24 protein-coding genes are annotated in these 25,517 nt (G+C 64.1%); 13 read left to right on the top strand and 11 right to left on the bottom strand.

Annotated elements, in window-relative coordinates; genetic code table 11:
* On the bottom strand, positions 1–780 hold the full coding sequence (locus BMF89_RS11155; RefSeq protein WP_078107157.1) for an SDR family oxidoreductase: 780 nt from the start codon (positions 778–780) through the stop codon (positions 1–3).
* A gap of 148 nt (positions 781–928) precedes the next feature.
* Between BMF89_RS11155 and BMF89_RS11160 the strand changes: the two genes are divergently transcribed.
* Positions 929–1,132, top strand: coding sequence for a cold-shock protein (locus tag BMF89_RS11160; RefSeq protein WP_078107248.1), 204 nt, complete (start codon positions 929–931; stop codon positions 1,130–1,132).
* Between the two features lie 16 nt (positions 1,133–1,148).
* Here the strand turns inward: BMF89_RS11160 and BMF89_RS11165 are convergent, their stop codons facing one another.
* The 8 genes from BMF89_RS11165 to mscL all read right to left on the bottom strand — a co-directional run bounded on the left by BMF89_RS11165 (position 1,149) and on the right by mscL (position 9,155).
* Complete coding sequence (locus BMF89_RS11165; protein ID WP_078107158.1) at positions 1,149–1,883, bottom strand: aspartate/glutamate racemase family protein; 735 nt, start codon at positions 1,881–1,883, stop codon at positions 1,149–1,151.
* Positions 1,884–1,890: 7 nt separating this feature from the next.
* On the bottom strand, positions 1,891–3,324 hold the full coding sequence (locus BMF89_RS11170) for an amidohydrolase family protein (RefSeq protein WP_253190788.1): 1,434 nt from the start codon (positions 3,322–3,324) through the stop codon (positions 1,891–1,893).
* Between the two features lie 7 nt (positions 3,325–3,331).
* Complete coding sequence (locus BMF89_RS11175) at positions 3,332–4,156, bottom strand: aspartate/glutamate racemase family protein (protein WP_078107160.1); 825 nt, start codon at positions 4,154–4,156, stop codon at positions 3,332–3,334.
* Positions 4,153–4,836 (bottom strand): GntR family transcriptional regulator, encoded by a 684-nt coding sequence (locus BMF89_RS11180; protein WP_078107161.1) that lies wholly within the window; start codon positions 4,834–4,836, stop codon positions 4,153–4,155. The genes BMF89_RS11175 and BMF89_RS11180 overlap by 4 nt, the downstream gene beginning before the upstream one ends.
* 102 nt (positions 4,837–4,938) lie before the next feature.
* Positions 4,939–6,282: an MFS transporter gene (locus tag BMF89_RS11185; protein ID WP_078107162.1), complete on the bottom strand. Its 1,344-nt coding sequence runs from the start codon at positions 6,280–6,282 to the stop codon at positions 4,939–4,941.
* Positions 6,283–6,724: 442 nt separating this feature from the next.
* Complete coding sequence (locus BMF89_RS11190; protein ID WP_253190789.1) at positions 6,725–7,672, bottom strand: proline dehydrogenase family protein; 948 nt, start codon at positions 7,670–7,672, stop codon at positions 6,725–6,727.
* Positions 7,673–7,747: 75 nt separating this feature from the next.
* Positions 7,748–8,602 (bottom strand): ACT domain-containing protein, encoded by an 855-nt coding sequence (locus BMF89_RS11195; RefSeq protein ID WP_078107163.1) that lies wholly within the window; start codon positions 8,600–8,602, stop codon positions 7,748–7,750.
* A 121-nt stretch (positions 8,603–8,723) separates the two neighbouring features.
* On the bottom strand, positions 8,724–9,155 hold the full coding sequence (gene mscL, locus BMF89_RS11200; RefSeq protein WP_078107164.1) for a large conductance mechanosensitive channel protein MscL: 432 nt from the start codon (positions 9,153–9,155) through the stop codon (positions 8,724–8,726).
* A 260-nt stretch (positions 9,156–9,415) separates the two neighbouring features.
* Here mscL and BMF89_RS11205 point away from each other — a divergent pair, with 260 nt between their 5' ends.
* From BMF89_RS11205 to BMF89_RS11225, 5 genes are all read left to right on the top strand, one after another.
* The gene (locus BMF89_RS11205; protein WP_253190790.1) at positions 9,416–10,465 is read left to right on the top strand and encodes an FUSC family protein; all 1,050 of its coding nucleotides are present in this window, start codon (positions 9,416–9,418) and stop codon (positions 10,463–10,465) included.
* Between the two features lie 93 nt (positions 10,466–10,558).
* On the top strand, positions 10,559–11,329 hold the full coding sequence (locus tag BMF89_RS11210) for a GAF and ANTAR domain-containing protein (protein WP_078107165.1): 771 nt from the start codon (positions 10,559–10,561) through the stop codon (positions 11,327–11,329).
* Between the two features lie 106 nt (positions 11,330–11,435).
* Positions 11,436–11,999 carry a hypothetical protein gene (locus tag BMF89_RS11215; RefSeq protein ID WP_078107166.1) on the top strand — a complete coding sequence of 188 codons (564 nt, stop codon included), beginning with the start codon at positions 11,436–11,438 and terminating at the stop codon, positions 11,997–11,999.
* A gap of 45 nt (positions 12,000–12,044) precedes the next feature.
* A complete protein-coding gene (locus BMF89_RS11220; protein WP_078107167.1) occupies positions 12,045–12,797 on the top strand; it encodes an IclR family transcriptional regulator in 753 nt (250 codons plus the stop codon).
* 113 nt (positions 12,798–12,910) lie between these two features.
* A complete protein-coding gene (locus BMF89_RS11225; RefSeq protein ID WP_078107168.1) occupies positions 12,911–14,098 on the top strand; it encodes a 4-hydroxybenzoate 3-monooxygenase in 1,188 nt (395 codons plus the stop codon).
* Positions 14,099–14,169: 71 nt separating this feature from the next.
* Here the strand turns inward: BMF89_RS11225 and BMF89_RS11230 are convergent, their stop codons facing one another.
* Positions 14,170–14,802 carry a hypothetical protein gene (locus tag BMF89_RS11230; RefSeq protein ID WP_078107169.1) on the bottom strand — a complete coding sequence of 211 codons (633 nt, stop codon included), beginning with the start codon at positions 14,800–14,802 and terminating at the stop codon, positions 14,170–14,172.
* A gap of 189 nt (positions 14,803–14,991) precedes the next feature.
* On the opposite strand from BMF89_RS11230, the gene BMF89_RS11235 reads away from it, so the two are divergent.
* A complete protein-coding gene (locus BMF89_RS11235; protein ID WP_078107170.1) occupies positions 14,992–15,228 on the top strand; it encodes a hypothetical protein in 237 nt (78 codons plus the stop codon).
* Between the two features lie 34 nt (positions 15,229–15,262).
* Here BMF89_RS11235 and BMF89_RS11240 read toward each other — a convergent pair whose 3' ends face one another.
* Complete coding sequence (locus BMF89_RS11240) at positions 15,263–17,239, bottom strand: amino acid transporter (RefSeq protein ID WP_078107171.1); 1,977 nt, start codon at positions 17,237–17,239, stop codon at positions 15,263–15,265.
* A 384-nt stretch (positions 17,240–17,623) separates the two neighbouring features.
* On the opposite strand from BMF89_RS11240, the gene BMF89_RS11245 reads away from it, so the two are divergent.
* From BMF89_RS11245 to BMF89_RS11270, 6 genes are all read left to right on the top strand, one after another.
* Positions 17,624–17,704 (top strand): potassium-transporting ATPase subunit F, encoded by an 81-nt coding sequence (locus BMF89_RS11245; RefSeq protein ID WP_231497388.1) that lies wholly within the window; start codon positions 17,624–17,626, stop codon positions 17,702–17,704.
* A gap of 6 nt (positions 17,705–17,710) precedes the next feature.
* Entirely contained in the window at positions 17,711–19,378 is a 1,668-nt protein-coding gene (gene kdpA / locus BMF89_RS11250; RefSeq protein WP_078107173.1) for a potassium-transporting ATPase subunit KdpA, read from the top strand.
* Positions 19,375–21,501: a potassium-transporting ATPase subunit KdpB gene (kdpB, locus tag BMF89_RS11255; protein ID WP_078107174.1), complete on the top strand. Its 2,127-nt coding sequence runs from the start codon at positions 19,375–19,377 to the stop codon at positions 21,499–21,501. The genes kdpA and kdpB overlap by 4 nt, the downstream gene beginning before the upstream one ends.
* 9 nt (positions 21,502–21,510) lie before the next feature.
* Complete coding sequence (gene kdpC / locus BMF89_RS11260) at positions 21,511–22,119, top strand: K(+)-transporting ATPase subunit C (RefSeq protein ID WP_078107175.1); 609 nt, start codon at positions 21,511–21,513, stop codon at positions 22,117–22,119.
* A 72-nt stretch (positions 22,120–22,191) separates the two neighbouring features.
* Positions 22,192–24,834 (top strand): ATP-binding protein, encoded by a 2,643-nt coding sequence (locus tag BMF89_RS11265; protein ID WP_078107176.1) that lies wholly within the window; start codon positions 22,192–22,194, stop codon positions 24,832–24,834.
* Positions 24,831–25,508 carry a response regulator gene (locus tag BMF89_RS11270; protein ID WP_078107177.1) on the top strand — a complete coding sequence of 226 codons (678 nt, stop codon included), beginning with the start codon at positions 24,831–24,833 and terminating at the stop codon, positions 25,506–25,508. The genes BMF89_RS11265 and BMF89_RS11270 overlap by 4 nt, the downstream gene beginning before the upstream one ends.
* Positions 25,509–25,517 lie beyond the last annotated feature (9 nt).

Raw genomic sequence — 25,517 nt, forward strand, 5'->3', positions numbered from 1 at the left:
TCAGCCGACCTTGAAACCCCCGTTGCTGTAAAGAATCTGGCCATTCATCCACGAGCCCTGCTCGGAAAACAGGAATCTGACGAGGTCCGCGGTGTCCTCGGCCGTGCCGAGCCGGCCGGCCGGGGTCGCCCCAATGCCCGAACGCCGCGTCGCGTCGTCCATCCATCCAGTGTCGATGGGGCCCGGGTTCACCACGTTCGCACGCACACCCCGATCTGCCAGCTCAACGGCGGCTGCGGTGACGATGCGGTCCAGGGCTCCCTTGCTCGCTCCGTATGGCAGATTATGAACGGTGTGATCGCTCGTCAAGGCGACAATCCGGCCGCCGACGTCGCCCGGTACAACGGGTTCCCGTAGTTGCTCCGCGAAGGCCTTGATGAGGAGCCACGTCGCCCGGGCGTTGACTGCGAAGTGGCGGTCCCAGCTCTCAAGGTCGGTCGTCAGGATCGAACTGTCCACGGATTCACAGTGCGACATGACCAAAGCCGTGACCGGTCCGAGCGTTCCGGCAGCCTTGATGAGCTCAGCCGGCACCGCTGGATCGCTCAAGTCGCCCGGAACGAGCTCGACGGCGACTCCCAACGCCCGGCATTCGCTGGCGATGGACTCCGGATCGTCGGCGTTGCGCTCCAGTCCGACCCGATCGTCGTACGGCCGCCAATAGTTGAGGGCGACGTCCCAGCCGTCGCGCGCCAAACCGACCGCGAGACTCGCCCCGATTGAGCGCCGTCGGCCGACCCCCGTCACAACTGCGACTTTCGAATGGCTCTGCATAGTCATGGTTCGATTCTAGGAAGGTTCCAATCAGTCAACGCGGATCCTTGCGCCCCCGAACCCCGCACCGTAGGTTTGAGGAAGCGGACGTATGCGTCCGGGGGCATCGGGTTTGAAGCCGATGGCCAGTCAGATTCAGAGAAGGAACATGGCCGTGGCAACAGGTATTGTCAAGTGGTTCAACGCCGAGAAGGGTTTCGGCTTCATTGCCCCCGACGACGGTTCGGCGGACGTTTTTGCCCACTACTCAGCAATCGCCTCGAGTGGGTACCGATCACTGGACGAAAATCAGCGGGTCCAGTTCGACGTCGTCCAGGGCCCGAAAGGCCCCCAGGCGGAGAACATCCATCCCCTGTGACAGTAGGGCACTTTTCCTAAGGCAGTTCTGCAAGCAGCCGGCCCCACGTGGGTGCCAATAAAGGCGCCCCGGCAAGCTTGAGGCAATGCCACAGCGTCACCGCTACGGAATCCAGCACCGGCACTCCGGTGGTTTCCTCCACTTCCGCGGTGATGTTGGCGCCGTAAAGGTTCGTGCACAAATAAATGAGCGCGTCCGGGTTCGAGGCGGCAAGTTCCAAGGACCCGGGCAGCATTTCCGCGTCCGTGACGCGGGCGAAGGATTCGTTGTTGCTGAGGTCCAGGTGGCGGTGGCCAACCGTCTTGATTCCTTCGCTCGCATACGACTCAATGACGGCTTCGTTCACGTCCCCGGTATACGGCGTGAACATGCCGATCCTTTCCGTGCCGAACGTCCGGAAGGCCTCGAGGTAGGCCAAGGTCGAGGTCGTGGCCGGGATGCCGGTTTCCTCCGTGATTTCCCGGACCAAGGCCTCGTCATGCGCGGCGCCGAGCCAGGAACCTGAGGTTCCGTTCCACGCGATGACGTCGACGTCCGCCGTCGCGAGCAATGCGGCGGCCTCCCGCATGACGGCCGGATCAAACTGTTTGTCCGAGGAATCATCCAGCGCAATCCGGGTAACCGGAATCCGTGTGAAATGGATCGTGACATCCTGGCGCTCACCAAGGATCCGATAGCTCTGCGGCTCCAGGCACGTATTGGACGACGGCACGATCATGCCGATGCGGGTGGGGCGGTGTGCGGAAGGCATGGTTCTCCTAGGCAGAAACGGTGGCGTGAACGGAGGGCGATTTTCGAGCAGACAGGGCGTCGCGGTGGGCGGCGAAGCCGTTGCGGGCAACGAAACGGCCCACCGGGCCGGGATCGTGGAAACCGCCGTCGTCGACCACCACGCGTCCGGCGGAGACGACGACGGCGGGCCAGCCGCTCAGCGTCTTCCCTTCGAAAGGCGAGAAGTCCGTTCCCATGTGGAGGGCGCCGCCGTCGACTTCGCGCTCTTCGGCGGGATCGAAGATGACCAGATCGGCGTCGAACCCTGCCGCGATGGTGCCCTTGCCAGGCACGGCGTTGATCCGCGCGGGGCCGGCCGAGAAGACCTCGACGAAGTCCTCCACAGTGCTGTTGGGTGCCATCGCGGTGAACGTGACGGGCATTCTGGTTTCGACGCCGGGCAGCCCGTGCGGCATGAAGCGGATATCGTCGGTGCGCTCGCGCTTTTGTGAGAGGTCGTAGCAGGAGTGGTCCGAGGACACGGTGTGGATGGCTCCGGCCGCGAGGCGTTCCTTCAGCGCCGCTACGGTTTCGGCACTGCGCATGGGCGGGCAGCAGGCATACCACTCCGGGAATTCTGAGCCGTAGACGGTGTCATCAAGCGTCAGGTAGTGCGGGCAGGTCTCGGAGTAGGCTTCCTGGCCGCGCCCGCGGGCCTCGGTGACAAGATCCACGGCACCGGGGGTCGACTGGTGCACAAAGTAGACGGGCGCCCCGGTGTACTCGGCCATGGCGAGGGTCTCTTTGACCGAGACTTCCTCGGCGAGCTCGGGCCGTGTGGAATGCAAGTGCTCGATGCCGATCCGGCCGTCCGCGGCGTGCTGCCCGGTGCAGTCGGCGATGATGGGATCGTGCTCGGCATGGATGTACGTCAGTCCGTCCAGGCGCGCCATTTCGCGCATGACCTTCAGGATGGTGTCGCCGTCGGCCATGGTGGAGCCGCGGTTGGTGGTGTACATCTTCACTGAACGGACGCCCTCGGCGGCGAGTTGCTCGAGCTGCCAGGGCACGGTGTCATCCCAACTGACCACGGAGCCGTGCAGCGCGACGTCGCAGCGGGACTCGGCGGCCAAGCGCTTCTTGTTCAGGACTGCATACAGCGGAGATTCCTGGGCATCACGCGGAATTCCGAAGTCGATGATCGTTGTGGTGCCGCCCCACAAGGCCGCGGTGGAGGTAGTGCGGTAGTCGTCCAGGGTGCGGAAGCGGCCGGTCACTTGGGCCACGTGGCAATGGCCGTCCACGCCGCCAGGGATCACCAACTTGCCGGAGGCGTCGATGGTGCGGGAGGCGGCGGGGACCGGTTCCGCGGCGTCAATGAGCTGGGTGATGCGGCCGCCGTCGACCACGACGTGGGCTTCTTGCCGGCCGAAGCTGTTGACCACCATGCCGTGGGCGATGACGAGATCGGGAATGGTCACGGTGATCCTACTTTCCGGCTGGAACGGCAGCTGCGACAGCATTGGCAGTAACTGAGGCGCGAGCGGCGGACTGGATGGCGGTCAGGGCGGCGTCGAGGTTTTCGGACAGCCCCTGGCGATGCTTGACGGGCGGCGGCGCAAAAGCGCCTTGGCGATGGAAGCCTGACTGAAGGGCCACGACCGCTTCGGTCATGCGGATCCCGGCTGAGATTCCGTCCACCACGGGCACGGGGATCTGTCCTTCAAGTTCGCGCGCGAGTCCGGCTAGCGGCGCACCTGCCAGGATGACGACGTCGGCGCCGTCCTCCGCGACCGCCTGCCGGCTCAGCGCCAGGAGGGTTTCCTTGAAATCCTGCTGCACGGTGCCGATGCCGTTGAGGCTCTGGTTGATGGACCGGATCGAGGCAAGACGGCCGCCAAGTCCGAAATGCTCCACGCAATCCCGGTACCAAGCGGTGATGCGGTCCGAAATGGCGATGATGGAGAAGCGTTGGCCCTGCAGGGCCGCGGCGCAAAGGGCGGCTTCCGTGATGCCGATGACCGGCACGTCGGTGAGTTCCTTGAGCGCAGGCATACCGGGGTCGCCGAATGCGGCCACTACGACGCCGTCTATGCGGTCCGCTGCCGGATCGCCCCCGCAGCGCTCGGCGATGATTTCGGCGACGGCTCCGGCTGCGATGAGGGATTCGAAGCGGGTCTCGATGTATTCGACGCCATGTCCGGCGGTCCTGACGATCAGCTCGGTGTCAGTCCCCGCCGAGCGGCGGGCTTCGGCGTCGATCAGCGCAGTGACATCCGTGCTGATGTTGGGATTGATGACTAGCAATTTCATGGTCGTTTGCCTTGCAATTTGAGTTCTGTGGCGGGCTCGTTCTGGGGGAACTGCTCGCGGTACTTTCCAATGTGCGACGCCGATTGGGTTGCGGCGCGCTCGGGATCGCCGCTGGCGATGGCGGCGTAGAGATCGCGGTGCTCCTGGATCAGTTCCGGCAGGTCGTCCACATGGCGGAAAAGCCAGTGCATGCGGCCTTGGAGCGGTTCCAGCGCGGTGCGGAGAAAATCGTTGTTGGCGATGGCCGTGATGGCATCGTGGAATTCGCTGTTGGCGCGGTGTGCTTCGAGGATTGAGCCTTTCGCGAGGAAGCGATCGGCCTCGTCGAGGAGCCCAGCCAGGTGCTTGAGGTCCTTGTCGGTGGCGCGGGTCGCTGCCAGGCGGCAGGCGAGGACTTCCAATGATTGGCGGACATCGAAGAGGTCCTCGACGTCTTTGGGGCTCAGCCCTGCGACTTCGGAACCGCGGGAGGCCCGGTCCTGGATGAGGCCTTCCTGCCGCAGCATGCGGAGCGCTTCGCGGATGGGGAGTCGCGACACGTTGAATTCTGCGGCGAGGTCCCGCTCCACCAGCCGGGTGCCGGGCGCGTAATGACCCTCGAAGATTCGCGAACGGATGGCGTCCCGCACGGATTCCCGGAGGGGGCGGTCCGTGGTGGGGGTTTCATCTGCAATCAGCATTTTTGCTCCATTCGTGTTCTCTTGGGTCACTGCGCCCGGCATTCCCGGCGGGCGTCTGGCCTTTGGTGGTTCAGGACCGTCCGGCCAGACCGGTCAGGCGAGTTAGACCGGAAGTCGTTTGCCGTAGTCCAGCGTCAGCACGGACACGCCCATGATGATCGCGGAGCCGACAAAGTATAGGAGGGCCCAGGTGTAGGAGCCTGTGGCCCCGACAATCAGACCTACCACAATCGGGGTGACGAAGCCTGAGATGTTGCCGCTGAAGTTCATGGCGCCACCCAGGACGCCCGAGTTGGTTCGGCCGCCCAAGATGGCGGGGATGCTCCAGAACAGGCCAACCCAGCGGAGGAAGAACATGACTACGGACAGCAGGACAACCGCCGTCGTCGGGTCTGCCACAATGGTGACACCTACCAGGCCGCCAATCACGACGACGCTGGAGATGCCCAGCAGGGTGCGCATGACCTTGTTTGCCGACGCGCCGGCCGCACGCCATTTGTCCGCGATGGTGCCGCCCAGGATTTCGCCGACAAATCCGGCGCCGAAGATCACGAAGGTGGACCAGCCGATGGTGTTCAGGTTGAAGTGCTTGGCCTGGGCCAAGTAGAGCGGGCCCCACGTCAGGAGGCCGTAGAAGACGCCGTTGAAGCCAAGCCAGCCAAAGCACATTGCCCAGAAGGAGCGGAACTTCAGGTAGGGGAGGAGGGCGCGCTTGCCCTGGACGCCGTCCTTCTTGGCCTCGGCGTCTTCCTCGGCGTGGGAGGCCTCGATGTAGCTGGCCTCGGCGTCGTTGACGCGTTTGTGGTTGCGGGGATTGTCGCGGACGTACCACCAGACGGCCAGGCCCATGAGGACTGTCGCGGCGCCGGCGATGATGAACGAGAAGCGCCAGCTTCCCGTTGAGGCGATGAGCCAGGTGATGAGGATGCCGCCCAGGCCGGCGCCGAGCGGGGCGCCTGCATCAAGGATCGTGGCGCCGCGGCCGCGCTCCTTCTTGTGCATCCAGATCGCGTTGAGCTTCCCTCCGGCCGGCATGACTCCCGCCTCGGCGACGCCGATGCCCAGGCGTGCGATGAACATGCTGAGGAAGCCGCCGGCCAGGCCGGATGCTGCCGTGGCGGCACCCCAGCCGATGCACGAGGCCGTGACGACTTTGCGGGGGCCGAACTTGTCGATGAGCAATCCGACCGGGATCTGCATGAGGGCATAGGTCCAAAAGAATGCCGAAAGCAGGAGCCCGACGAGTTCCGGCGCGAGGTTGAATTCCTTTTGGATGATGGGCAATGCCACGGAGATGGAGCCGCGGTCGATGTAGTTGACGGCTACCAGGATGAGCAGCAGGACGAAGAGCCTCCAGCGGACACTCGTGCGTCGCTGCACGCCGTCCTTTTCTGCTGCTTTTCCTTCGACTACATGCGCGTCAGTTTCGGTGTTTTGGAGAGACACAGTTTCTCCTTCAGGGGGAGTTTGAGGAGCGGGGAAAGTCTTGAATTGTTGTGCTGGGTGCGGGTTGCCGCGGCAGCTGGACTCGCGCCGGCGGCAGCAGTTGCGGCCCGGTCCTCTTTCTGGGAGGAGGGACGCTGCCGGTTCGTTGAGTCCGTTTTGGGATCCCGTTTTGGGATCCCAAAATCAAAAGTAGATGTGACCCGGCGCACTGTCAAGGGTTTTGGTATACAAAGTGAAGAAACGGAATGTGACCGGGCGTCAAGTCTGGCGACATGTGGCCGCCGGCGCCGGAAGCGATGTCGGGATGGGATACCGGCGCTCTCCCTACCTCACGACGCGCAACCTGTTACGCGATGCGGAGAAGCCTCGCCGACGCCGGAATTCCGAGGCCGCAGGGAATTTTCCGTGTCGCCAGGCGCTTTTAGGGCCGGCTCGGGAGGGCTTAGCTCGGGTCGAGGTCGGCCAGAGCCGTCAGCGCCCGCTCGGGATGTTCCGCGATGCGGTTGAGGACGTACAGCCACCACTCGCCACCGAAGATGACGTACTCCCGGGTCCTGTAGCCGTCCCTGTGGAGCCGATCGAGAAGGTCGGTCCCCAGGCCGAGCAGCATCTCGAATTCGATCGCGTCTGTCTTCAGCGACTCTCCGTGCCTGGAGATGAGCGTGTTGACGAGCTCGTCGTCGTGGGTTGCGAGGGACAGGGAGTGGCCCGAGAGGATGAGCTGGCTCGCCAGATCGAGGTACGCAGCCGTCAGTTCGGCACTGTTGCGGGGGTAGGCGACAGACTCGGGCTCGAGGAACGCGCCTTTGACCAAGCGAACGGTACCCGGATGGCGAAGGACCCGCTCGAGGTCTCCGGGGGTGCGGTGCAGGCGGGCTTGGAGTGTGATGCCGACGCGGGGGATCTCGGCTACGAGTTCGTCGTACAGGTCGAGGACCAAATCGGTCCGATCCGAACCTTCGGCCGAGATCATCAGTCCCGTTCCATACGGTTCAGTTATCGCGGCAAGCTGGCGTACATGGTTGAGCGCCAGATCGCGGTCAACGAGTGCGCCGAGGTGGGAGAGATCGAAGGAGACGGTGCTCGGCAGGCCAGCCTTCCCGAGGCCGGCGCCCAACTCAAGGAACACTGCGGCTTCAGAGCGTGCGAGGTCGGTGTTGCGCACGCTCTCGCCGGCATATTCGATGCTGGCGGCATGCCCGCGGGCCACCGCCGCCGCCGCTACCTCGATGGCCTCCGCGGCTGTGTCCCCGGCCGAGTACCGACTTGCCACGCGTGAAGCCATTGTCGCCAAGGCTGGTGTGGACATGACGCGTTGCTTGAGGCCTTCATCCAATGCCCACGCCCGGAGGGTATTGGCAGCACGCTCAAGATCAATGTTCGTAGTCACCCGACAAACTGTACCTGTGGAGATCGCGGGCACCGGGGTGGCGTTCACGATGCGAAATACGGGGCGCAGGGCTGCTCAGGGTCGGCTGCCCCTCCGGGTGTGCGCCAGGATTTCAGCCAGCTCGGCAAGCCGATGTGCGCGTGCCGATTCTGCCGGCGTGAACGGTTCGTCCGGTCGCGAGAACAGGAGCGGCCCGTGCCAGGCGGTGGGGATCTTGAGGAGCGTCGTGGAGGGCCCGACGGCGGCGCGCGCCCCGGCGGCCGGGCCTTCGGGTTCCGGGGCGATGATTTTCGCCGACAAGAGCTCGGCGACCGCCAGCGGCAGTTCGTCCGGGTTGTCGGCGATCCGGGCAGCCAGGCTCAGGGCCTTGGTCTGGCCGTCCGCCATGGCGAGTGCAGTGGTAGGCCACACGTGCGAATCCCGGCCGCCGCCGTCGTCGAGCGCTGTCAGTAGCTCTTGCTCGCCGAGGTGGCCGGGAGCAGACAACACGAATTCGTCCATGACGGCTCCATCCATGGGGTGGACATGGATGCTGAGGATGTTGATGTTCATCCGGGCGAGCGAGTGGGTGATCCGTTGGAGGGAACCTGGCTGGTCGCGGAGCACCGTCCTCGCCCGCCAAAGCGCCGGGGCCGAATCGAGCTTCCTGCGATGGCGGAGGGCAGGCGCGTGGATCCAGCGCTGCAGGATCCTGGCTGCGGACGGCTCGGCAACCCAAATGACCAGGACCGTTGCGGTCACGGTCAGGAGGAGCACCTTGGCCAGGTAAGGCAGTTGCGTTTCAACCACAATGGCGTGGACAAGAAGTTCGATGGGAAGCATCACCGCGATTTGGGCCACGGTTACCCTGGCCTTCGGGGCCTCGGGCATCTCGCCGCACACTTCGCAGGAGAGCTCAGCGGTAATGGAAGTCCTCTTGTTCGGCTTCATGGCACCATCGTGCCCGAACCCTGTTTCAGGCGGATTGCGCCTGCGTCACGATCTTGGGCAGCCCTGATCGGGGCCAGTTCGGCGCCGACCGGATGCGCCGAACTGGCCCTGGGGCGCGAACTTAGCGGGTGGTCTCGTCGCTTTTGCTGGCGGCGGTGAGCTCCGTCAGCAGGTCACGGATTTCAACAAGCAGGGCGGTGTCGGCCGGAAGCGGTTCGTCCTCGGGCTCTTCGATGGACGCACGGCGCTTGGTCAGTTCGTTGATCTTGTTCATGGGCGCCACGAAGATGAAGTACACGACGGCGGCCGTGATCAGGAAGGTGACGAACGCGGTGATGACGGCGCCGAAGTTGACGAAAGTCTTCGCGTTGTCAGGCCAAATAGAGAAGCCCAGTCCCTGCGCGTTGACTCCGCCGGCGGCGGCGATAACCGGGTTGATGATGTTGGTGGTGAACGCTGCGACCAGGGCGGTGAACGCAGTGCCGATGACGACGGCGATGGACAACTCGATAATGTTGCCGCGAAGAACGAAGTCCTTGAAACCTTTGAGCATGGAATGACCTCCGGTGAATGGGTACGGGTGCGGTGGCCGGAATGAGCCCCCGGCCCGGCTGGTGACAACCGAAACGAGACTATCAATCGACGCCGTTCAGGCGTCACACCCCCGGCAATTTTTACGTCATTCAACGGAAGGCGATCGGGCTTCCCGGGGCCGTCCGGCGTAAGCTCGGACCGGATGCCAGTGCCGCCGTCGGGCAGTATTAGTTGAGCCCTACAGCGCTCAAGAGAAGCAAAACAGAGGCAGGCAATCCAGTGAACGCGCTGGCAGAGATGTTCAGGATCGGTCCCGGCAACAAGGACCATCACCCGGCTGTACGCTGCGCCGTGGGCGTCTTCCTGCCATTGATCACCCTCGTGTTGTTTGGACGGCTGGACCTTGTTGTTTTCGCCAGCTTTGCGGCGTTTACGAATATCTATGGCCGCAACGAGCCCCATAGCCACCGTTTTCGAAGCCAGCTCCGGGCCGGATCGCTCCTGCTCGGCATCATCCTGCTCGCCACCCTCACCGCCAGGATCGGACAGGGCTCGGACGCCTACGTGTGGATCCTCACGCTGGGCACCACGTTGGTTGCAGCTTTTTGCTCCGTCGTGACTGCGCTGTGGCGGCTTCGCCCAGCAGGATCCCTCTTCCACATTTTCGCTTTTGCCGCGATCGCCTCCGTGCCTCAGCAGCCTCCGCTTTGGGAGGGGATGCTTGCCGCCGTTTTGACTGCTGTGTTGGCGTTGCTGATCGGAATGTCGGCGCGGGTCGTCCCGAGCCACCGGACACCCTGGAAGCGGCCGGCGGCGGACCGGTTGCTTCCTCAGGAAGTCCGGGCAGCTTGGCTGGAAGGCTTGGGCTACTTCGTTGCTGCCGGGCTGGCTGGAACGCTTGCTACCTTGGCCGGGCAGTGGCTCGGGTTCGGACACGGCTATTGGGCCATGGTGGCGGCAGTGGTTCCCTTGGTGGGGCGCAGCACAAGGCATCGGGTGCAACGGGGAATCCAGAGGATCGTGGGGACCCTGCTGGGGTTGCTGGTGTTGGCTGGAATCCTCTGGCTCGGCCCGGCGCCATGGCAGATGGTGTTGGTGATTGCCGTATGCCAGTTCGGGGCTGAGCTCTTCATTGCGCGCCAATATCTCGTGGCACAGATATTCGTCACCCCGCTCGCGCTCATTTCCACCCTGCTGGTTGCCAACGTCCCGCCCGGGCTCTTGCTGCGGGACCGCATCGTCGAGACGGTGATCGGGGCCGCCGTCGGCGTCGCGGTGGTACTGGCGCCTGCGGCATGGTCCCGGGTCAGGGAACTCGTTCCCCGCTAGGCATTTCTCTATCGCCGGCGGTGTGGGACCTTATGTAAAGGGACTTATTATTTCCACATGCCCCAATCAGCATATTCATCGGGAGAACGTGCCATGCTTCCTGCAGATTCCACTTGGACCACCATCGACCGGATCCAGAACCTGATCCTGGAGAGTGCCGACTTTGAGGACTTCCTGAACGAGCTGGCACGGTTTTCTGCCCACCAGATGGCGGGCGACGGCGATGACGCACTCTGCGGGATCACGCTTTTGCGCGAGCGGAAGGCACTCACGATTGGTTGGAGCAGTGATGAGGCCCGTGAAGTGGACGAGATCCAGTACTCCTTGGCCCAGGGGCCATGCTTGACGGCAGCCGAAGAGGAACGCGAAGTCCACGTGCCGGATCTCCTTGAGGAGAACCGATGGGGTCCTGACTATGCGAACGCCGTTGCGTCGCACGGACTGAGGTCTGTGTTGTCGTTGCCGTTCGACCTGGAGGGAGAGGCCAAAGCAGCCCTCAATCTGTACTCCGAGGCCCCGTACAAGTTCGACGAAAGGGCCGCAGATCGGGCCCGCGGGTACACCCGTGAGGTATCGCAGGCCTTGCGTCTTGCGATCAGGTTCGCCCTACATGCGGACAGTGCAAAGAATCTCAGGGCAGCAATGGAGTCCCGAACGGTCATCGATATCGCTGTTGGAATTGTCATGGCACAGAGCCGCTGCAGCCAGGAGGACGCCGTCCGGATCCTGACGGAGGCCTCAAGCAACCGCAACCTGAAACTGCGGGATATCGCCAAGTCCTTGGTGGATTCCGTCGACGCGGCGGGCACCCTGACCCACTTCGAAGAACCGGCCCAGGAGCCCGGCCGCACCCGGGCAGGGTGAGTCCGGACCGCAGTTGGCCACCTCGCGGGGTGTACAACGGCGGTGCCAGAGGATAACCTTCTTGAGGTTGAGCCGTCGGCCATAGACACCCTTATTTGGAGTACCTATGGACCGTAGATTGCACGCCCTCGTTAAATTCGATGTTTCCACCGACGCCGTCGATATCGATGTTCGGGGAAGCCTGAATCAAGATTCGAGGCCCGCACTCGTACAGATCGTTCGCCGGATTCGGCGAATGGGCATCACCTCCCACATCAGAGTGGGCTTGTCCCACGCCGCAATGGTCGAATCGCAGGCCTTGGCCGGACTCCGCAATGACCTCAACGCGATCGACGGCGGTACCACGGAAGTGGGCCTCGCCACTGGATCCGGAGTTTCGTTGGAATTCACCGAGAGGCCTGCCGGTTTCCCGCTCGGGGCCCCAACGGGAGTCAAATCGATCGAGATCGCCGGCGAGTTCACTGCCTCGATCGATGCGTCAGGACTCCAGCCGTTGGACAAATGCTCCGATGAAGAACTTCTTGCCGCGAGCGATTTCGCCTTCGGCCTGCTGGACCAGCCCGGCACAGCTGCCTCTCCGGTGGTGCTGGCTCACTACGACGCGATCGGCTTGGAGATCTCGCGGCGGGAAACCAAGGACGGCTCAGCGGATGCGCCTGAGCCGGTCTAAGCTAGTGCTCCATTCAATGGAATACATGGAAGCGGTGAAGGCGCATTGGCAAACTCGGCATCGGGCGATTCAGTGGTGGACCGCATCGTCCGGATTATCGAGGCGTTCCCCGAAGGCTCCACGTCGCTGCGGCTTTCCGAACTAGCGGACACCGCCGGCCTGCCCCTCGCAAGCGCCCATCGATTGGTCCGGCAGCTCGCCGATCACGGACTCCTGGAGCTTGGCGCGAGCGGTAGTGTCCGCTTGGGCCTGCGGTTGTGGGAACTCGTGAACCGGAATTCGCCAACTCTGGCCCTACGGCAAGCGGCCCTGCCGTTCATGGAGGACATCCAGCAGGTCCTGAACCAGAACGTGAACCTTGCCGTGCTCGATGGCTGGGAAGCGTTGTTCGTCGAGCGGCTGTCCCGCCGGGGATCTGTGGCCAACCGCGCCCGCGTTGCTGGACGCATGCCGGTCCACATCTCTTCGGCCGGGCTGGCACTGATGGCTGGCCAGCCGAGGGAACAGCAGGCCGAGTACCTCAAGCAGTTCAGCGACCCCGCGGGAAAGGTGACGGCCGACGTCGTCCGTCACCTTTTGGCGGAAACCGCCCAGCAGGGGTACGCCCAGCTCGCGGGCGTGGTGGATCCGGACACGTGGGGCATCGCGGTGCCGGTCACGGACAGCAAGCGGCGCACGGTAGCCGCGCTCGGCGTCGTGGTTCCGCTCGCGGAAATGCGCCTACAGGCCCTGGTGCCTGCGCTGCAGACTGCGGCACGCGGAATCGCCCGCCAACTTGGGGAGCGTCGGGACGCCTAGCTTTTTCCGTTGAACGGAATTCGTATGACGCCGACCATGCGGCGGGGGTCACACTGGTCAGCAGAACCACCGCAGCCCGTGAGGCGCGATTCCGCAATGAAGCGAGGAACACCATGGCACGCAAGATCATCACCACCCAAGTGGCCATTATGGGCGCCGGGCCGGCCGGGCTCATGCTTTCCCATCTGCTGGCCACCTCGGGGATCGAATCCACTGTCATCGAGGTCCGTAGCCATCAGCAGATCGCCGAAACAGTCCGTGCGGGCATCCTGGAACACGGCTCGGTGAACCTGCTCGTGGACAGCGGTGTTTCCGACCGGGTGCTGCGCGACGGCGACCGGCACGACGGGATCGAACTGCGTTTCAACGGCGAAAGCCACCGGATCGACTTCAAGGAACTCGTAGGCGAATCCGTGTGGCTCTACCCGCAGACGGAGGTCTTCCTCGATCTCGCCGCACGGCGCAAGAACGACGGGGGCGACGTCAGGTACAGCGTCACGGACACCACCATCCACGACCTCGAAGGCAAACCCAAGGTCTGGTTCACCGACGCCGAGGGCCAGGAGTTCGAAATCCAGGCGGACTTCCTGGTGGGCGCCGACGGTTCCCGCAGCCACTGCCGCTTCCAGATCCCCGAGGCCAACCGCAAGTGGTACTTCCACGAATACCCCTTCGCGTGGTTCGGCATCCTCGCCCAGGCACCGCGGAGCTCAGACGAACTGATTTATGCCAACTCCAAGAACGGCTTCGCCCTGATCAGCCAGCGCACTGAGAACGTGCAGCGCATGTACTTCCAATGCGACCCCAAGGAAAACGTGGCCGATTGGGACGACGAGCGCATCTGGTCCGAATTCCGCAGGCGCGTCAACGGAAACGGCTTTGAGCTCAAGGAGGGGCCGGTACTCGAGAAGATGGTCCTGCCGTTCCGCAGCTTCGTCCACACCCCGATGCGCCACGGGAACCTGTTCCTGGCCGGCGACGCTGCCCACACCGTCCCGCCGACGGGCGCCAAGGGGCTCAATTTGGCCCTGCATGATGTCAAAGTTCTCTTCGAAGGCCTCGATTCCTTCTACACAAACGGCTCCAACGCGCAGCTCGAGTCCTACAGCGACCGTGCCCTGGAACGTGTCTGGAAGGCACAGCACTTCTCCTACTGGATGACGTCCATGCTGCACACCGCGCCCGGTTCGGACGACTTCGGCCGCGCACGCCAGCTCGGCGAGCTCCACTCCGTGGTCTCTTCCCGGCATGCCCGGGCGTACCTGGCGGAGTCGTACACCGGATGGCCGGCGGGGAAGTAGCTGACGACACGCGGCTGGCTATTCGCGACGGATATCCGGTGAATCCACGGCGCCGCCGGCGTCGTGGTGCCTCAGTGTGAGGCGCCGCTCCCCTTGGACCGTCCAGCAACCTCGACGTAATAGACCGACCCCGCCGCAGGAAAGAAGAAGCGATGCCCCGCGTGTCGGATTGGCTGGTAGTCGTGGCCGAAGGGATCATGCACCGTGACTCGTTCGAGGTGATCAACGCGGGTGAGGAGGCTACTGACTTCGTGGAGAGTCGCGGGGTGGGTTACTTCGCCGTCCACCTCCAAGACCCACGGCGCGTCCGTGGTCCTGCCGGCATGTTCGAGGTAAAGCATTTCAAATAGTCCCTCAAGGAGGGCTTCCAGCGTTGTCGCGTGGAACCGCTGCAAGGGATGGGCCTGCATGTTTCTCTGCTGGTTGTTCGTCCACGCTTGGCGGAGCCAGTTGAATTCCACCGTGCCCAATGAGGGACCCAGATGCAGGTGCCTGTCCGTATCCATGGTCAGGCGGTAGTCGTTGCCGGGTCGGTCAAGAATGCATGATGCTTCGTCCACGTATTCCAAGTCTTTGAGCATTGCGGCCTCGGACGGATAGTAAGAGAAATCACCGACCTCATCAACCACCACGTAATCGTTCGGACGGATGCCCGGAACTGTGGCGTCGGTCGCCATTCCGTGAGAAAAGCCGTTGGGTTTCATGGTTGCGTCAGCTCCTGCGGAAGGACCGGTCCACGGCCAGGCTGGCCATGAATTACTTCCTCGATCAGATCACCGAAAGGATCCGCCGCCTGCGGTCTTAATGGTTTCCATATGCCAACAGACGCAGATTTAGCACTCTCTTAACGGCCAGGCCTCGAGCAATGGCGGCAGGCATGGCAGACTTCGGCCATGAGTATCGAGCACTGGTGGTCGAAGCTGAAGCCGTCTACCCAGAAATGGCTTATTGAGAACAACGGCGACGCGGTTCCGCCGGAAGTGGTAGTCGAGATCACCCAAGCTGGCGGCCCGATTGCTTCGGATCCATGGTGGGTTGGTCGGAGTGGGCCTTCGGGGTTCTATTTCTCGGACGAGGCGGTCGACTGGATCGAAGCGGTAGCGAACGGCGAGATGCCGGAGCGGCCCTGACAGCAGTGCTTTCTGGGCGCCCCCTACGCTGCGCTCAGCCGACGTGGACCCACGGGCGCCGGCTGACATCGGGTTCGGCTTCACGCAGGACTTCGCGGGTGACCGGAGCGATCTCTCCCTCGCCGAGGAACAGGAAGCGAAGCAGGTTGATGACGGGGTTTCCTTCGGTCCAGCGGAAGTAGATGTGCGGCATGAGGCCTGTCACGTCACGGATGTGCAGCAGCACTGACGCGATGGTGTTGGGGACCACGGGACCGTGGACTTCCAGTATCTGGTGTCCGTGCCGGACCACGCCATGGACCTCAAGTGCGGTTTCAAAGTCGGAAGAATCGTCCACGATCACTTCCAGGAAGAGCGCCTGGTAATCCACCGGAATGTGGCTGACTTCGATGGCCGAGGTGAGTTTGTCCCGATAGGCCTCCGCGGTGAGTCGGAGGGGTTCGTGGGCGATGAGCGCAATCGGGCCGCTCAAATTGGTGGACATGAATTCCAGCGCCTGGCGGTCCAGATGGACGTGGGTGGCGTGCAGTTCGAACGAGCGCCGGATCCTCGAAAGCAGCGAGATCACGATGATCCCCACGATGAAGATCGCGGCGATCCGGATACCTTCGGGACGTTCGAAGATGTTGGCAATCGTTGTGTAGATAAAGACGACGGCGATGATCCCGAATCCGACAGTGCGCTTGCGCTGCCTCAAGCGGCGCGCCGAGAGGGTCACCGCCACAGCGGCAGATGTCATCAGCACCAACACGCCGGTGGCGTACGCGCCACCCTGGGCGTCGACGTCGGCGTTGAAAAGGAACGTGATCAGGAACCCGATGAGGGTGAACACCAGGACCAACGGGCGCACCGCACGGGCCCAGCCAGGCGCCATTCCATATCGTGGCAGGTACCGCGGGACCAGGTTCAGCAGCCCGGCCATGGCGGAGGCGCCTGCGAACCACAGGATCGCGATGGTGCTCAGGTCATAGACGGTGCCGAACCCGACGCCGAGATATTGGTGCGCGAGGAATGCCAGGGCGCGTCCATCGGCCTGGCCGCCGGGCTGGAACTCCTTCTCCGGAATCAGCACAACAGTGGTGAAGCTGGTAGCGATCAGGAAGGAACTCATGATGACGGCCGCCGTGGTCAGGAGGCGGCGGGTCCCCTTGATCCGTCCGGCGGGGTTCTCCTCGGTGTCCGAGGCACGTCCACGGATCTGGGGCATCACGGCGACACCGGTCTCGAAACCGGACAGGCCCAAGGCGAGTTTTGGAAACACCAGCAGGGCGATGCCGATCACCATGAACGGGTTTCCGTGCGAAGTGGACAGTGCATGCCACCAGTCGCCCACCGCGACCGGATGGGCGAACACCTCTACAAACGTTGAGAATACGACGACGACATTGAGGCCCAGGTAGACCGCGACGAGGACGACGGCCACGCCGATGGCTTCCTTGAATCCGCGCAGGAATACGGCGGCCAACAGGGCGAGGAGGAACAAAGTAACCAGGATGTTCTGTCCCTGCAGCCAGCCCGGGGCGAGCGGGTTTTGGATCGCGTGTGCGGTGGCGTCAGCGGCCGAAAGAGTCATGGTGATCATGAAGTCCGTCGCCGCGAACCCGAGGAGAACAAGGACGAGGATCTTCCCTCCCCAGCGGGGCAAGAGACGCTCGAGCATCGCTATGGATCCCTCGCCGCGGTGGCTTTCACCGGCGACGCGGTGGTACACGGGCAGGGCGCCGAGCAGCGTGACGGCCACCAGGACGATGGTGGCCAAAGGGGAGATCACTCCCGCGGCCAAGGCAGCGATGGCGGGCTGGTAGCCGAGGGTGGAGAAATAGTCGACGCCGGTGAGGCACATGACCTGCCACCATGAGTGCTTCTTCAGATGGGGATCGCCCACCGCGCCGGGTCCTTGGTGCGAACCTTTGGAATCCTGCAGTCCGAACAGCAGCCATGTCCGCAGGGAGGCCATGCCGCCGGGCCGTGGGGCCGAAGGATCAGCCGGGGGCCTGCTCAAGGTAGTCATGGTGTCCTTTCCGCGCGACGCGCAGGCACCGCGATCATTGCTGAACATAACACCGACAAGAGGTGTTTTCGCTGGTTGAAGCCGATCTTGACGAATCCTTAACGTCGATTTCCCGGAATCCACCCGCACTTGTTAAGAAGCCGTCAAGATTCGGCCCCGCCGTGTTAAGGAACCATCAGGAACCGATTTTCGCTACCAACCGAGGAGTTGACTGGCATCAGCCCCGCAAACGGGGCACGGATGAAAGGACGTTCCAATGGCCGACGTGGCTGTTGTGGGGATCTTCGTGGTGTCCATGGGGATCGTGATGTGGATTGCCCACCTGCTGGGCAAAATCATCGACGGCGATGGGCCGGTGAACGGGCAGTGAGCGCGGACGCCGTGATGTGGTTGGTCCTGTTCATTGCAGGCCTGTGTTTGTTCGGCTACCTGCTGGCCGTCTTGATCCACCCGGAAAAGTGGTGATTCGGGATGGTTTTCAGCATTGCCTCCTTCGTCACCCAGGTAGCCGTTCTGCTTTTGCTGCTGATCCTGGTGCACAAACCGCTGGGCGTTTACCTCGCCAGCGTGTTTGAGGGCAAGAAGTCAACGCGGGTGGAACGGCTGTTCTACCGGTTGTCCGGGGTGGACCCAAATACCGAACAGCGCTGGTCGATATACCTGCGCAGTGTCCTGGTCTTCTCTGCCGTGTCCATCCTGCTGGTCTTCCTTCTCCAACGGCTCCAAGGCGTCCTCCCCGGGAACAACTCCCTCCCTGGCGTGGATCCTTGGACGGCCATGAACACGGCCATCTCCTTTGCTACGAACACGAACTGGCAGACGTACACGCCGGAGACCACCATGGGCATCTTCGCGCAGATGTGCTTGCTGGCCGTGCAGAACTTCCTCTCCGCCGCCGTCGGAATCGTGGTGGTGGTCGCCCTGATCCGCGGCATCGCGCGGACCCGGACGGACAGGCTGGGGAATTTCTGGGTGGACTTGGCTCGCACTTCGTTCCGCGTGCTGCTCCCGATGGCTGCGCTCGCGGCCATCGTGATGGTGATCGGCGGTGTGGTGCAGAATTTCTGGTCCACCGACGTCGTCAATCAAGCAACAGGCGTCACCCAGACCATCCCCGGCGGCCCGGTAGCCTCCCAAGAGGCCATCAAGATCCTCGGCACGAACGGCGGTGGCTACTTCAATGCCAATTCCTCGCACCCGTTCGAGAACCCGAACGTCTTCATCAGCATGTTCGAAGTCTTCCTGATCCTGCTCATTCCTTCCGCATTGCCGTACGCCTATGGCCGCATGGTGGGGGACCAACGGCAGGGGTACACGGTAGTCGGCGTCATGGGCACGCTCTGGCTGACGTCCACGGTGCTGATGGGCTGGGCCGTTGCAGGGGCTGCGGGAACGGCAACCGCGGCAGCCGGCGGTTTGGGCGAGGGCTTTGAACAGCGCTTCGGCGCGGCCCAGAGCTCCATCTTTGCCACGGCCACCACCCTGACTTCAACAGGAGCGATCAACGTGGCCCACGATTCCCTGCCGCCCCTGGCCGGCGGCGTGGCCATGGTGAACATGATGCTCGGTGAAGTGGCCCCCGGCGGCACGGGGTCAGGGCTTTATGGCCTGCTCATCCTTGCGATCGTCTCCGTGTTCATCGCCGGGCTCATGGTGGGCCGCACACCGGAATTCCTGGGCAAGAAGATCGGGCCACGGGAAATGAAGCTCGCAGCCATGTACATCCTCGTGACGCCGGTGGTGGTGCTGGCCACGGCCGGAATCACAGTCCTGCTTCCGGACGCCATGGCCAACGCGCCGGCCTCCGGTCCGCACCAATTCAGTGAGGTGCTCTACGCGTTCACCTCCGGAGCCAACAACAACGGCTCCGCGTTCGCCGGCATCACCACCTCCGGCCCCTACCTGTCCACCATCATGGGAATCGCCATGCTCCTGGGCCGCTATCTGCCCATCGTGCTGGTGCTGGCTCTGGCGGGTTCCATGGCAAAACAGCCCCGGATCCCGGCATCCTCCGGAACAGTGCCCACCCATGGCTGGCTCTTCGGTTCGCTCCTGCTCTCCGTCACCGTGATCATGACGGCGTTGAGCTACTTCCCTGCCCTCGCCCTAGGCCCCCTCGCAGAAGGACTCCTCAAATGACCCCGTCCACAACGGACACCGCCGCCCAGACCTACGCAGACGGAAATCCTCTGGGCACTCCGGGGGAGCACAAACACCACACCAAAGCGCCGGCGAAGCTGGACTTTGCCAGCATCCGGACCGCGTTGCCGGTCGCAGTGCGGAAGCTGGGGCCGCGCCAGATGATCCATTCGCCCGTGATGTTCACCGTGCTGGTCGGCGCTGCTCTCTGCACCGCTATATGCATCCTCAAACCCGCCGTGTTCGGCATCTCGGTGACGATCTGGCTTTGGCTGACAGTGCTCTTCGGTACCTTGTCGGAAGCCATCGCCGAGGGCCGCGGCAAGGCCCAGGCGGACAGTCTCCGGGCCAGCAGGAAAGGCGTCGTTGCCCGGCTTCGGCTTGAGGACGGCACCCTCAAGGAAGTGCCGGGAACGGAACTGCGGAAGGACGACGTCGTGATGTGCGAAGCCGGGGACGTCATCCCTTCCGATGGCGAGATCATCGAAGGCCTGGCGAGCGTGGACGAATCCACCATCACCGGTGAATCGGCGCCAGTGATCCGTGAATCCGGCGGCGACCGCTCCTCGGTAACCGGCGGCACCAAGGTCCTTTCGGACCGCATCGCCGTTCGCATTACGGCTGAGGCGGGCGAAACGTTCATCGACCGGATGATCAGGCTTGTGGAAGGCGCCGTCCGGCAAAAGACGCCCAACGAAATCGCACTCCACGTCCTCCTTGTCTCGCTGACCATCGTTTTCCTTGCCGTCACCATGAGCTTGGCACCGTTCGCTTCGCTGCCGGGGGCAACGCCGTCGCCGATCGTGCTGGTGGCGCTGCTTGTCTGTCTCATCCCGACGACGATCGGGGCGCTCGTGCCGGCCATCGGCATCGCCGGCATGGACCGCTTGGTGCAGCACAATGTCCTGGCCACGTCCGGCCGCGCCGTGGAGACCGCCGGAGACATCACCACCCTGCTGCTCGACAAGACCGGCACCATCACCTACGGCAACCGCCGCGCGGTCAACTTCTTCCCGGCCCACGACGTCGAGCGGTCCGAACTCATCGAAGCGGCGCGCCTGTCGAGCCTGGCCGATGAGACGCCGGAGGGACGCTCGATCGTGGATCTCGCGGCGGAAAAGGGCGTCGGCGGCCCTGACCTCGCCGCACTCCTGAAAGGCTCGGAAGAGTTCGCGGTTGTCGAGTTCAGTGCGAGCACGCGCATGAGCGGCCTGGACCTCGACGGACGGAAGATCCGCAAGGGCGCCGCAACCGCCGTCGCGAAGTTCGTGGCGGATGCCGGCGGCCAGACGCCTGCCGAGGTGGACCGCGCGGTGCGGGAAATCTCCGCCCAGGGCGGCACACCGCTGTTGGTGGCCGGCGTCGGGCACGACGGCGGAGCCCGGGTCCTCGGCACGATCCACCTCGCCGATGTGGTCAAGCCGGGCATGCACGCCCGCTTCGCCGAACTGCGCCGGATGGGCATCCGGACGGTGATGATCACGGGCGACAACCCCATCACGGCCAAAGCAATTGCTGCGGAGTCCGGCGTCGACGATTTCGTCGCCGAGGCCACCCCCGAAGACAAGCTTGCTGTCATCAAGGACGAGCAGGCGCACGGCCGGCTGGTAGCCATGACCGGTGACGGCACCAACGACGCCCCCGCGCTGGCCGCGGCGGATGTCGGCGTCGCCATGAACTCGGGCACGCCGGCCGCCAAGGAAGCCGCAAACATGGTCGACCTGGACTCGGATCCCACCAAGCTCATCAACATTGTGGGCATCGGCAAACAGCTGCTCATCACCCGCGGCGCCCTGACCACGTTCTCGGTGGCGAACGACGTCGCAAAGTACTTCGCGATCGTTCCGGCGCTGTTCACCTCGGTATTTCCAGGGCTTGCCCGATTGAACATCATGGGCCTGGCGTCGCCTTCCTCGGCCATCCTGTCCGCGGTGATCTTCAACGCCTTGATCATCATCGCCCTGGTTCCGCTCGCCCTGCGCGGCGTCAAATACCGTGCCGTTTCGGCGAACCAGGCGCTCGCCAGGAACCTGGCAATCTACGGCCTCGGCGGCCTTGTGGCTCCCTTCATCGGGATCAAGCTCATCGACCTGCTCATTTCCCTCATCCCCGGCATCGGCTAGGAGAGAATCATGAACACCCTTCCCGGCTATCTTCGGCAAGCAGGAACGGCCCTCCGCTTCCTGCTCCTGGCCACTGTGGTCCTTGGATTGATCTACCCGCTGGCGATTTTCGGTATCGGCCAGGCCGTTGCGCCCTTCCAAGCCAACGGCTCCATCGTGCGGGACGCATCCGGAAAGCCCGCAGCTTCCGCACTGATTGCGCAAGTCTCCGCCAACGACGCCGGCATCCAGAATCCGTTGTGGTTCCACGCCCGTCCCTCGGCGGCGAAATGGGACCCGGGGGCGTCCACCGCCAGCAACCTGGGACCCAACGATCCCAAACTGCTTGACGCCATCAAAGCCAACCGCACCGCCGTCGCCGCCGCAGAGGGGGTCAAGGAGTCCGACGTCCCCGCCGACGCCGTCACGGCGAGCGGTTCCGGGCTGGACCCGCAGATCTCGGTGGCATATGCCCGCCTCCAGGTGCCCAGGGTGGCCAAGGCACACGGGCTGAGTCCTGAGACGGTGCAGGCCATGGTGGACCGCCGCACGGTCACGGGACTCGAGGCCTTCCTGGGGCAGCCATCCGTGAACGTCACGGAGTTGAACCTGGACGTCGCCGCAGCGGCCGTCAAATAGAGGAAACCGACCAGGTGAGCGCGGCCGGCCCCGCGGGCACCCCCCGCGTTCAACAAGTGAAAGAATGACCACATGGCACGGGCGACGCTGCGCATTTTCCTCGGGGCAGCCCCGGGGGTGGGGAAGACCTACGCCATGCTTGAAGAAGCCCACCGGCTGCGTGGACGTGGGGAAGACGTGGTGGTGGCTTTCGCGATGGACCACGGGCGCAGCGACACCCGGGCCTTGATGGACGGGCTGGAAGTCATTCCTCCGCACAGAATCGCGTATCGGGATACCAGCTTTGAAGAGATGGACGTCGACGCGGTCCTGGCACGCAAGCCGCGCACCGCCGTCGTCGATGAATACGCCCACTCGAACATTCCCGGAAGCCGCAACCCCAAGCGTTGGCAGGACGTCGAGGAATTGCTCAACGCCGGAATCAACGTCCTCTCCACCGTCAACGTGCAGCATCTGGCATCCCTCGGTGACGTCGTGAGTGCCATCACCGACGTCCGGCAGGCGGAAACAGTGCCCGACGACGTCGTGCGGCGTGCGGACCAGATCCACCTTGTCGACATCTCACCGGAGCTGTTGCGGCAGCGTTTGGGCGACGGCAAGATCTACTCGGCGGACAAGATCGACGCCGCGTTGTCCAACTACTTCCGGATGGGCAACCTGACGGCTTTGCGGGAACTGGCGCTGCTGTGGCTGGCCGACCGCGTGGATGAAGGGCTCGCGAAGTACCGTTCGGAACAGGGGATCGAGGCGAGCTGGCCCGCCCGCGAACGCATAGTCATCGGGCTCACGGGCGGCCCCGAAGGGGAAGTCCTCGTCCGCCGGGCTGCCCGGATCCTCAAGCGCGTCAACGGCGGTGACTTGCTCGCGGTGCACGTCCGCGCCGCTGATGGCGTGGCGTCGGAATCCCCGCAGGCGTTGGAAGCCCAGCGCTTGTTGGTCCGGGATTTGGGTGGCAGCTACCACACGGTGGCGGGGGAGGATCCGGCCAAGGCTTTGCTTGACTTCGCGCGCAGCGTGAACGCGACGCAGATCGTCGTCGGGATTTCGCGACGCCGGAGCCTCGTCGCCCGGCTGACGGGCCGGGGGATCGGCAACCGGGTGGTGCGGGACTCCGGCGATATTGACGTGCACATGGTTTCGCATCCTTTGGGTGGACGGGGCGTCGACCGTCCGCGGCAGCGGGACCTTGGCCGCACGCGGGTGATCGTCGGGTTCGCCATGGCGGTGGTCCTTCCGGTTCTTTTGCAACTCCTCCTGGCCGCGAGCCCCACGCACAGCATTGCGACGGCGGTGCTCGTCCAGCTGACGGGCTCGGTTGCCGTGGCGCTGGTCGGTGGGTTGTGGCCCGCGTTGCTCGGTGCCTTGTGGAGCAGCCTGTTGGTGAACTTCTTCTCCATACCGCCCGTGGGGACCCTGACCATCAGCGACCCCGAGAACATCCTTGCCTTACTGGTCTTCGTGGGCGTTTCGGCAGCTGTGGCCGCCGTCGTGGACGTCTCGGCGAGGCGTTCCAAGGAGGCCGCCCGCGCCCGTGCCGAAGCCACCACCCTGGGTGACCTGACGCGCGGAGCATCTAGCGCCGAGGACACCGTCGAAGGACTTTTGAAGCAGGCGCTGGACGTATTCCAGATGCGCGGCGCGGCGTTGTACCGGGCCGCGGGTTCCACCGGCGCTGCGAACGCCGGTTGGCGCCTGGTCGCGAAGGCCGGAGAGGCCGCACCGTTCCCCGCCGACGGCGGCGAAAACACCGAACAGATCGACGCCGGAACCCGGCTGGTCCTGTCCGGCCGCATCCTGCCGGCCAGCGACCGCCGCTTGCTCAGCGCCTTCGGCGCGCATCTTTCGGCGCAACTCGAGCGGCGACAGCTGGCGGCGAGCCGGCGTGAGGTCATGCGTTTGGCCGAGAGCAACACCATGCGCACATCCATCCTGCGTGCCGTTTCCCATGATTTGCGGACTCCGCTGGCCGGGATCAAATTGGCCGTAGGCGGCTTGCGGCAAAGCAACGTCCACTACACACCCGAGGAGGAACAGGAACTGTTGGCAACCATCGAGGAATGCTCGGACAGGCTGGACGTCCTCGTGGGGAACCTCCTGGACATGTCCCGCATTACCTCGGACTCGGTGAATGCCCTCATTCGCCCGGTGCGCTGGTACGAAGTGATCCCCACCGCCCTCCATGGCATGCCACCGGGCCGGGTGCGGGTGGACCTGCCGGGAAATATGCCGGAAATCGACGCCGACGCCGGCATGCTGGAGCGCGTCATCGCCAACATCGTGGAGAACGCCATCAAGTACGCCCCGGATTCCGATGTTGTGCTGGTGGGAGCCGCGGGTGGCTTCAGTTCGTCCAGCCTGGACGGGAGGCCGTCCGGAGAACTGCGCATCATCGACCACGGCCAAGGAGTCCCCGCCGAAAGCGTGGTCAGGATGTTCCAGCCGTTCCAGCGGCTCAACGACGTCCCTTCCACCACCGGGGTTGGCTTGGGGCTCGCCGTGGCCAAGGGATTCACGGAAGCGATGGGAGGCACCCTCACCGCGGAAGAGACTCCGGGCGGCGGACTGACCATGGTGATCCGGCTTCCGTTGTCCACGGGTGTCGCCTTCCCGCACGAGGAGGCGCAAGCTCCCATGGAAGCGCAATCGGTTCTCTTGCAACGCCGCCATGTGCCGCCGTCGGGCAGTCCGGATAGCGCCACCAGGGAGGTCCTATGAGCAACGTCCTGATAGTGGACGACGATCCCCATATCGTCAAGGCGTTGCGGATTACGCTCCAAGCCCACGGCTACACCGTGGCCACCGCGTCCGACGGCGAATCGGCCTTGCGCTCTGCCGCCCAGCACCCGGTGGGCGTCTTGATCCTCGACCTGGGCTTGCCGGACATCGACGGAACCACGGTCATCTCGCGCCTGCGTGAGTGGAGCAGCGTGCCCATCCTGGTCCTCTCCGCGCGTCACGGCTCCGACGACAAGGTGGAAGCCCTGGACGCCGGAGCGGACGACTACATCACCAAGCCGTTCGGGCTCGACGAGCTGCTGGCGCGGCTCCGGGCCATCCTGCGGCGCACCACGGACCCGGGCGAAGAAGCGCCTGTGCTCGTGACTGAAGCGTTCACGGTGGACCTGGCCATGAGACGGGTAACGCGCGACGGCGAGGACGTCCGGCTGACGCCGACGGAGTGGAGGATCGTGGATCTCTTCGTGCGCAATCCCGAGAAACTGATCACCCAACAGCAGCTCCTCAGCGAGGTCTGGGGCCCGGCCTATGCCAAGGAAGCCAATTACCTGCGCGTGTACATGGCGCAGCTCCGGCGGAAACTCGAACTGGAGCCCGGGAACCCGCGCCACCTGATCACCGAGGTGGGGATCGGGTACCGGTTCATGCCGTGAGGCGGGCTT

Origin of the sequence: Arthrobacter sp. SRS-W-1-2016, from assembly GCF_002009585.1 — a bacterium.
In the GTDB taxonomy this organism is placed as follows: Bacteria; Actinomycetota; Actinomycetes; order Actinomycetales; family Micrococcaceae; genus Arthrobacter; species Arthrobacter bambusae_A.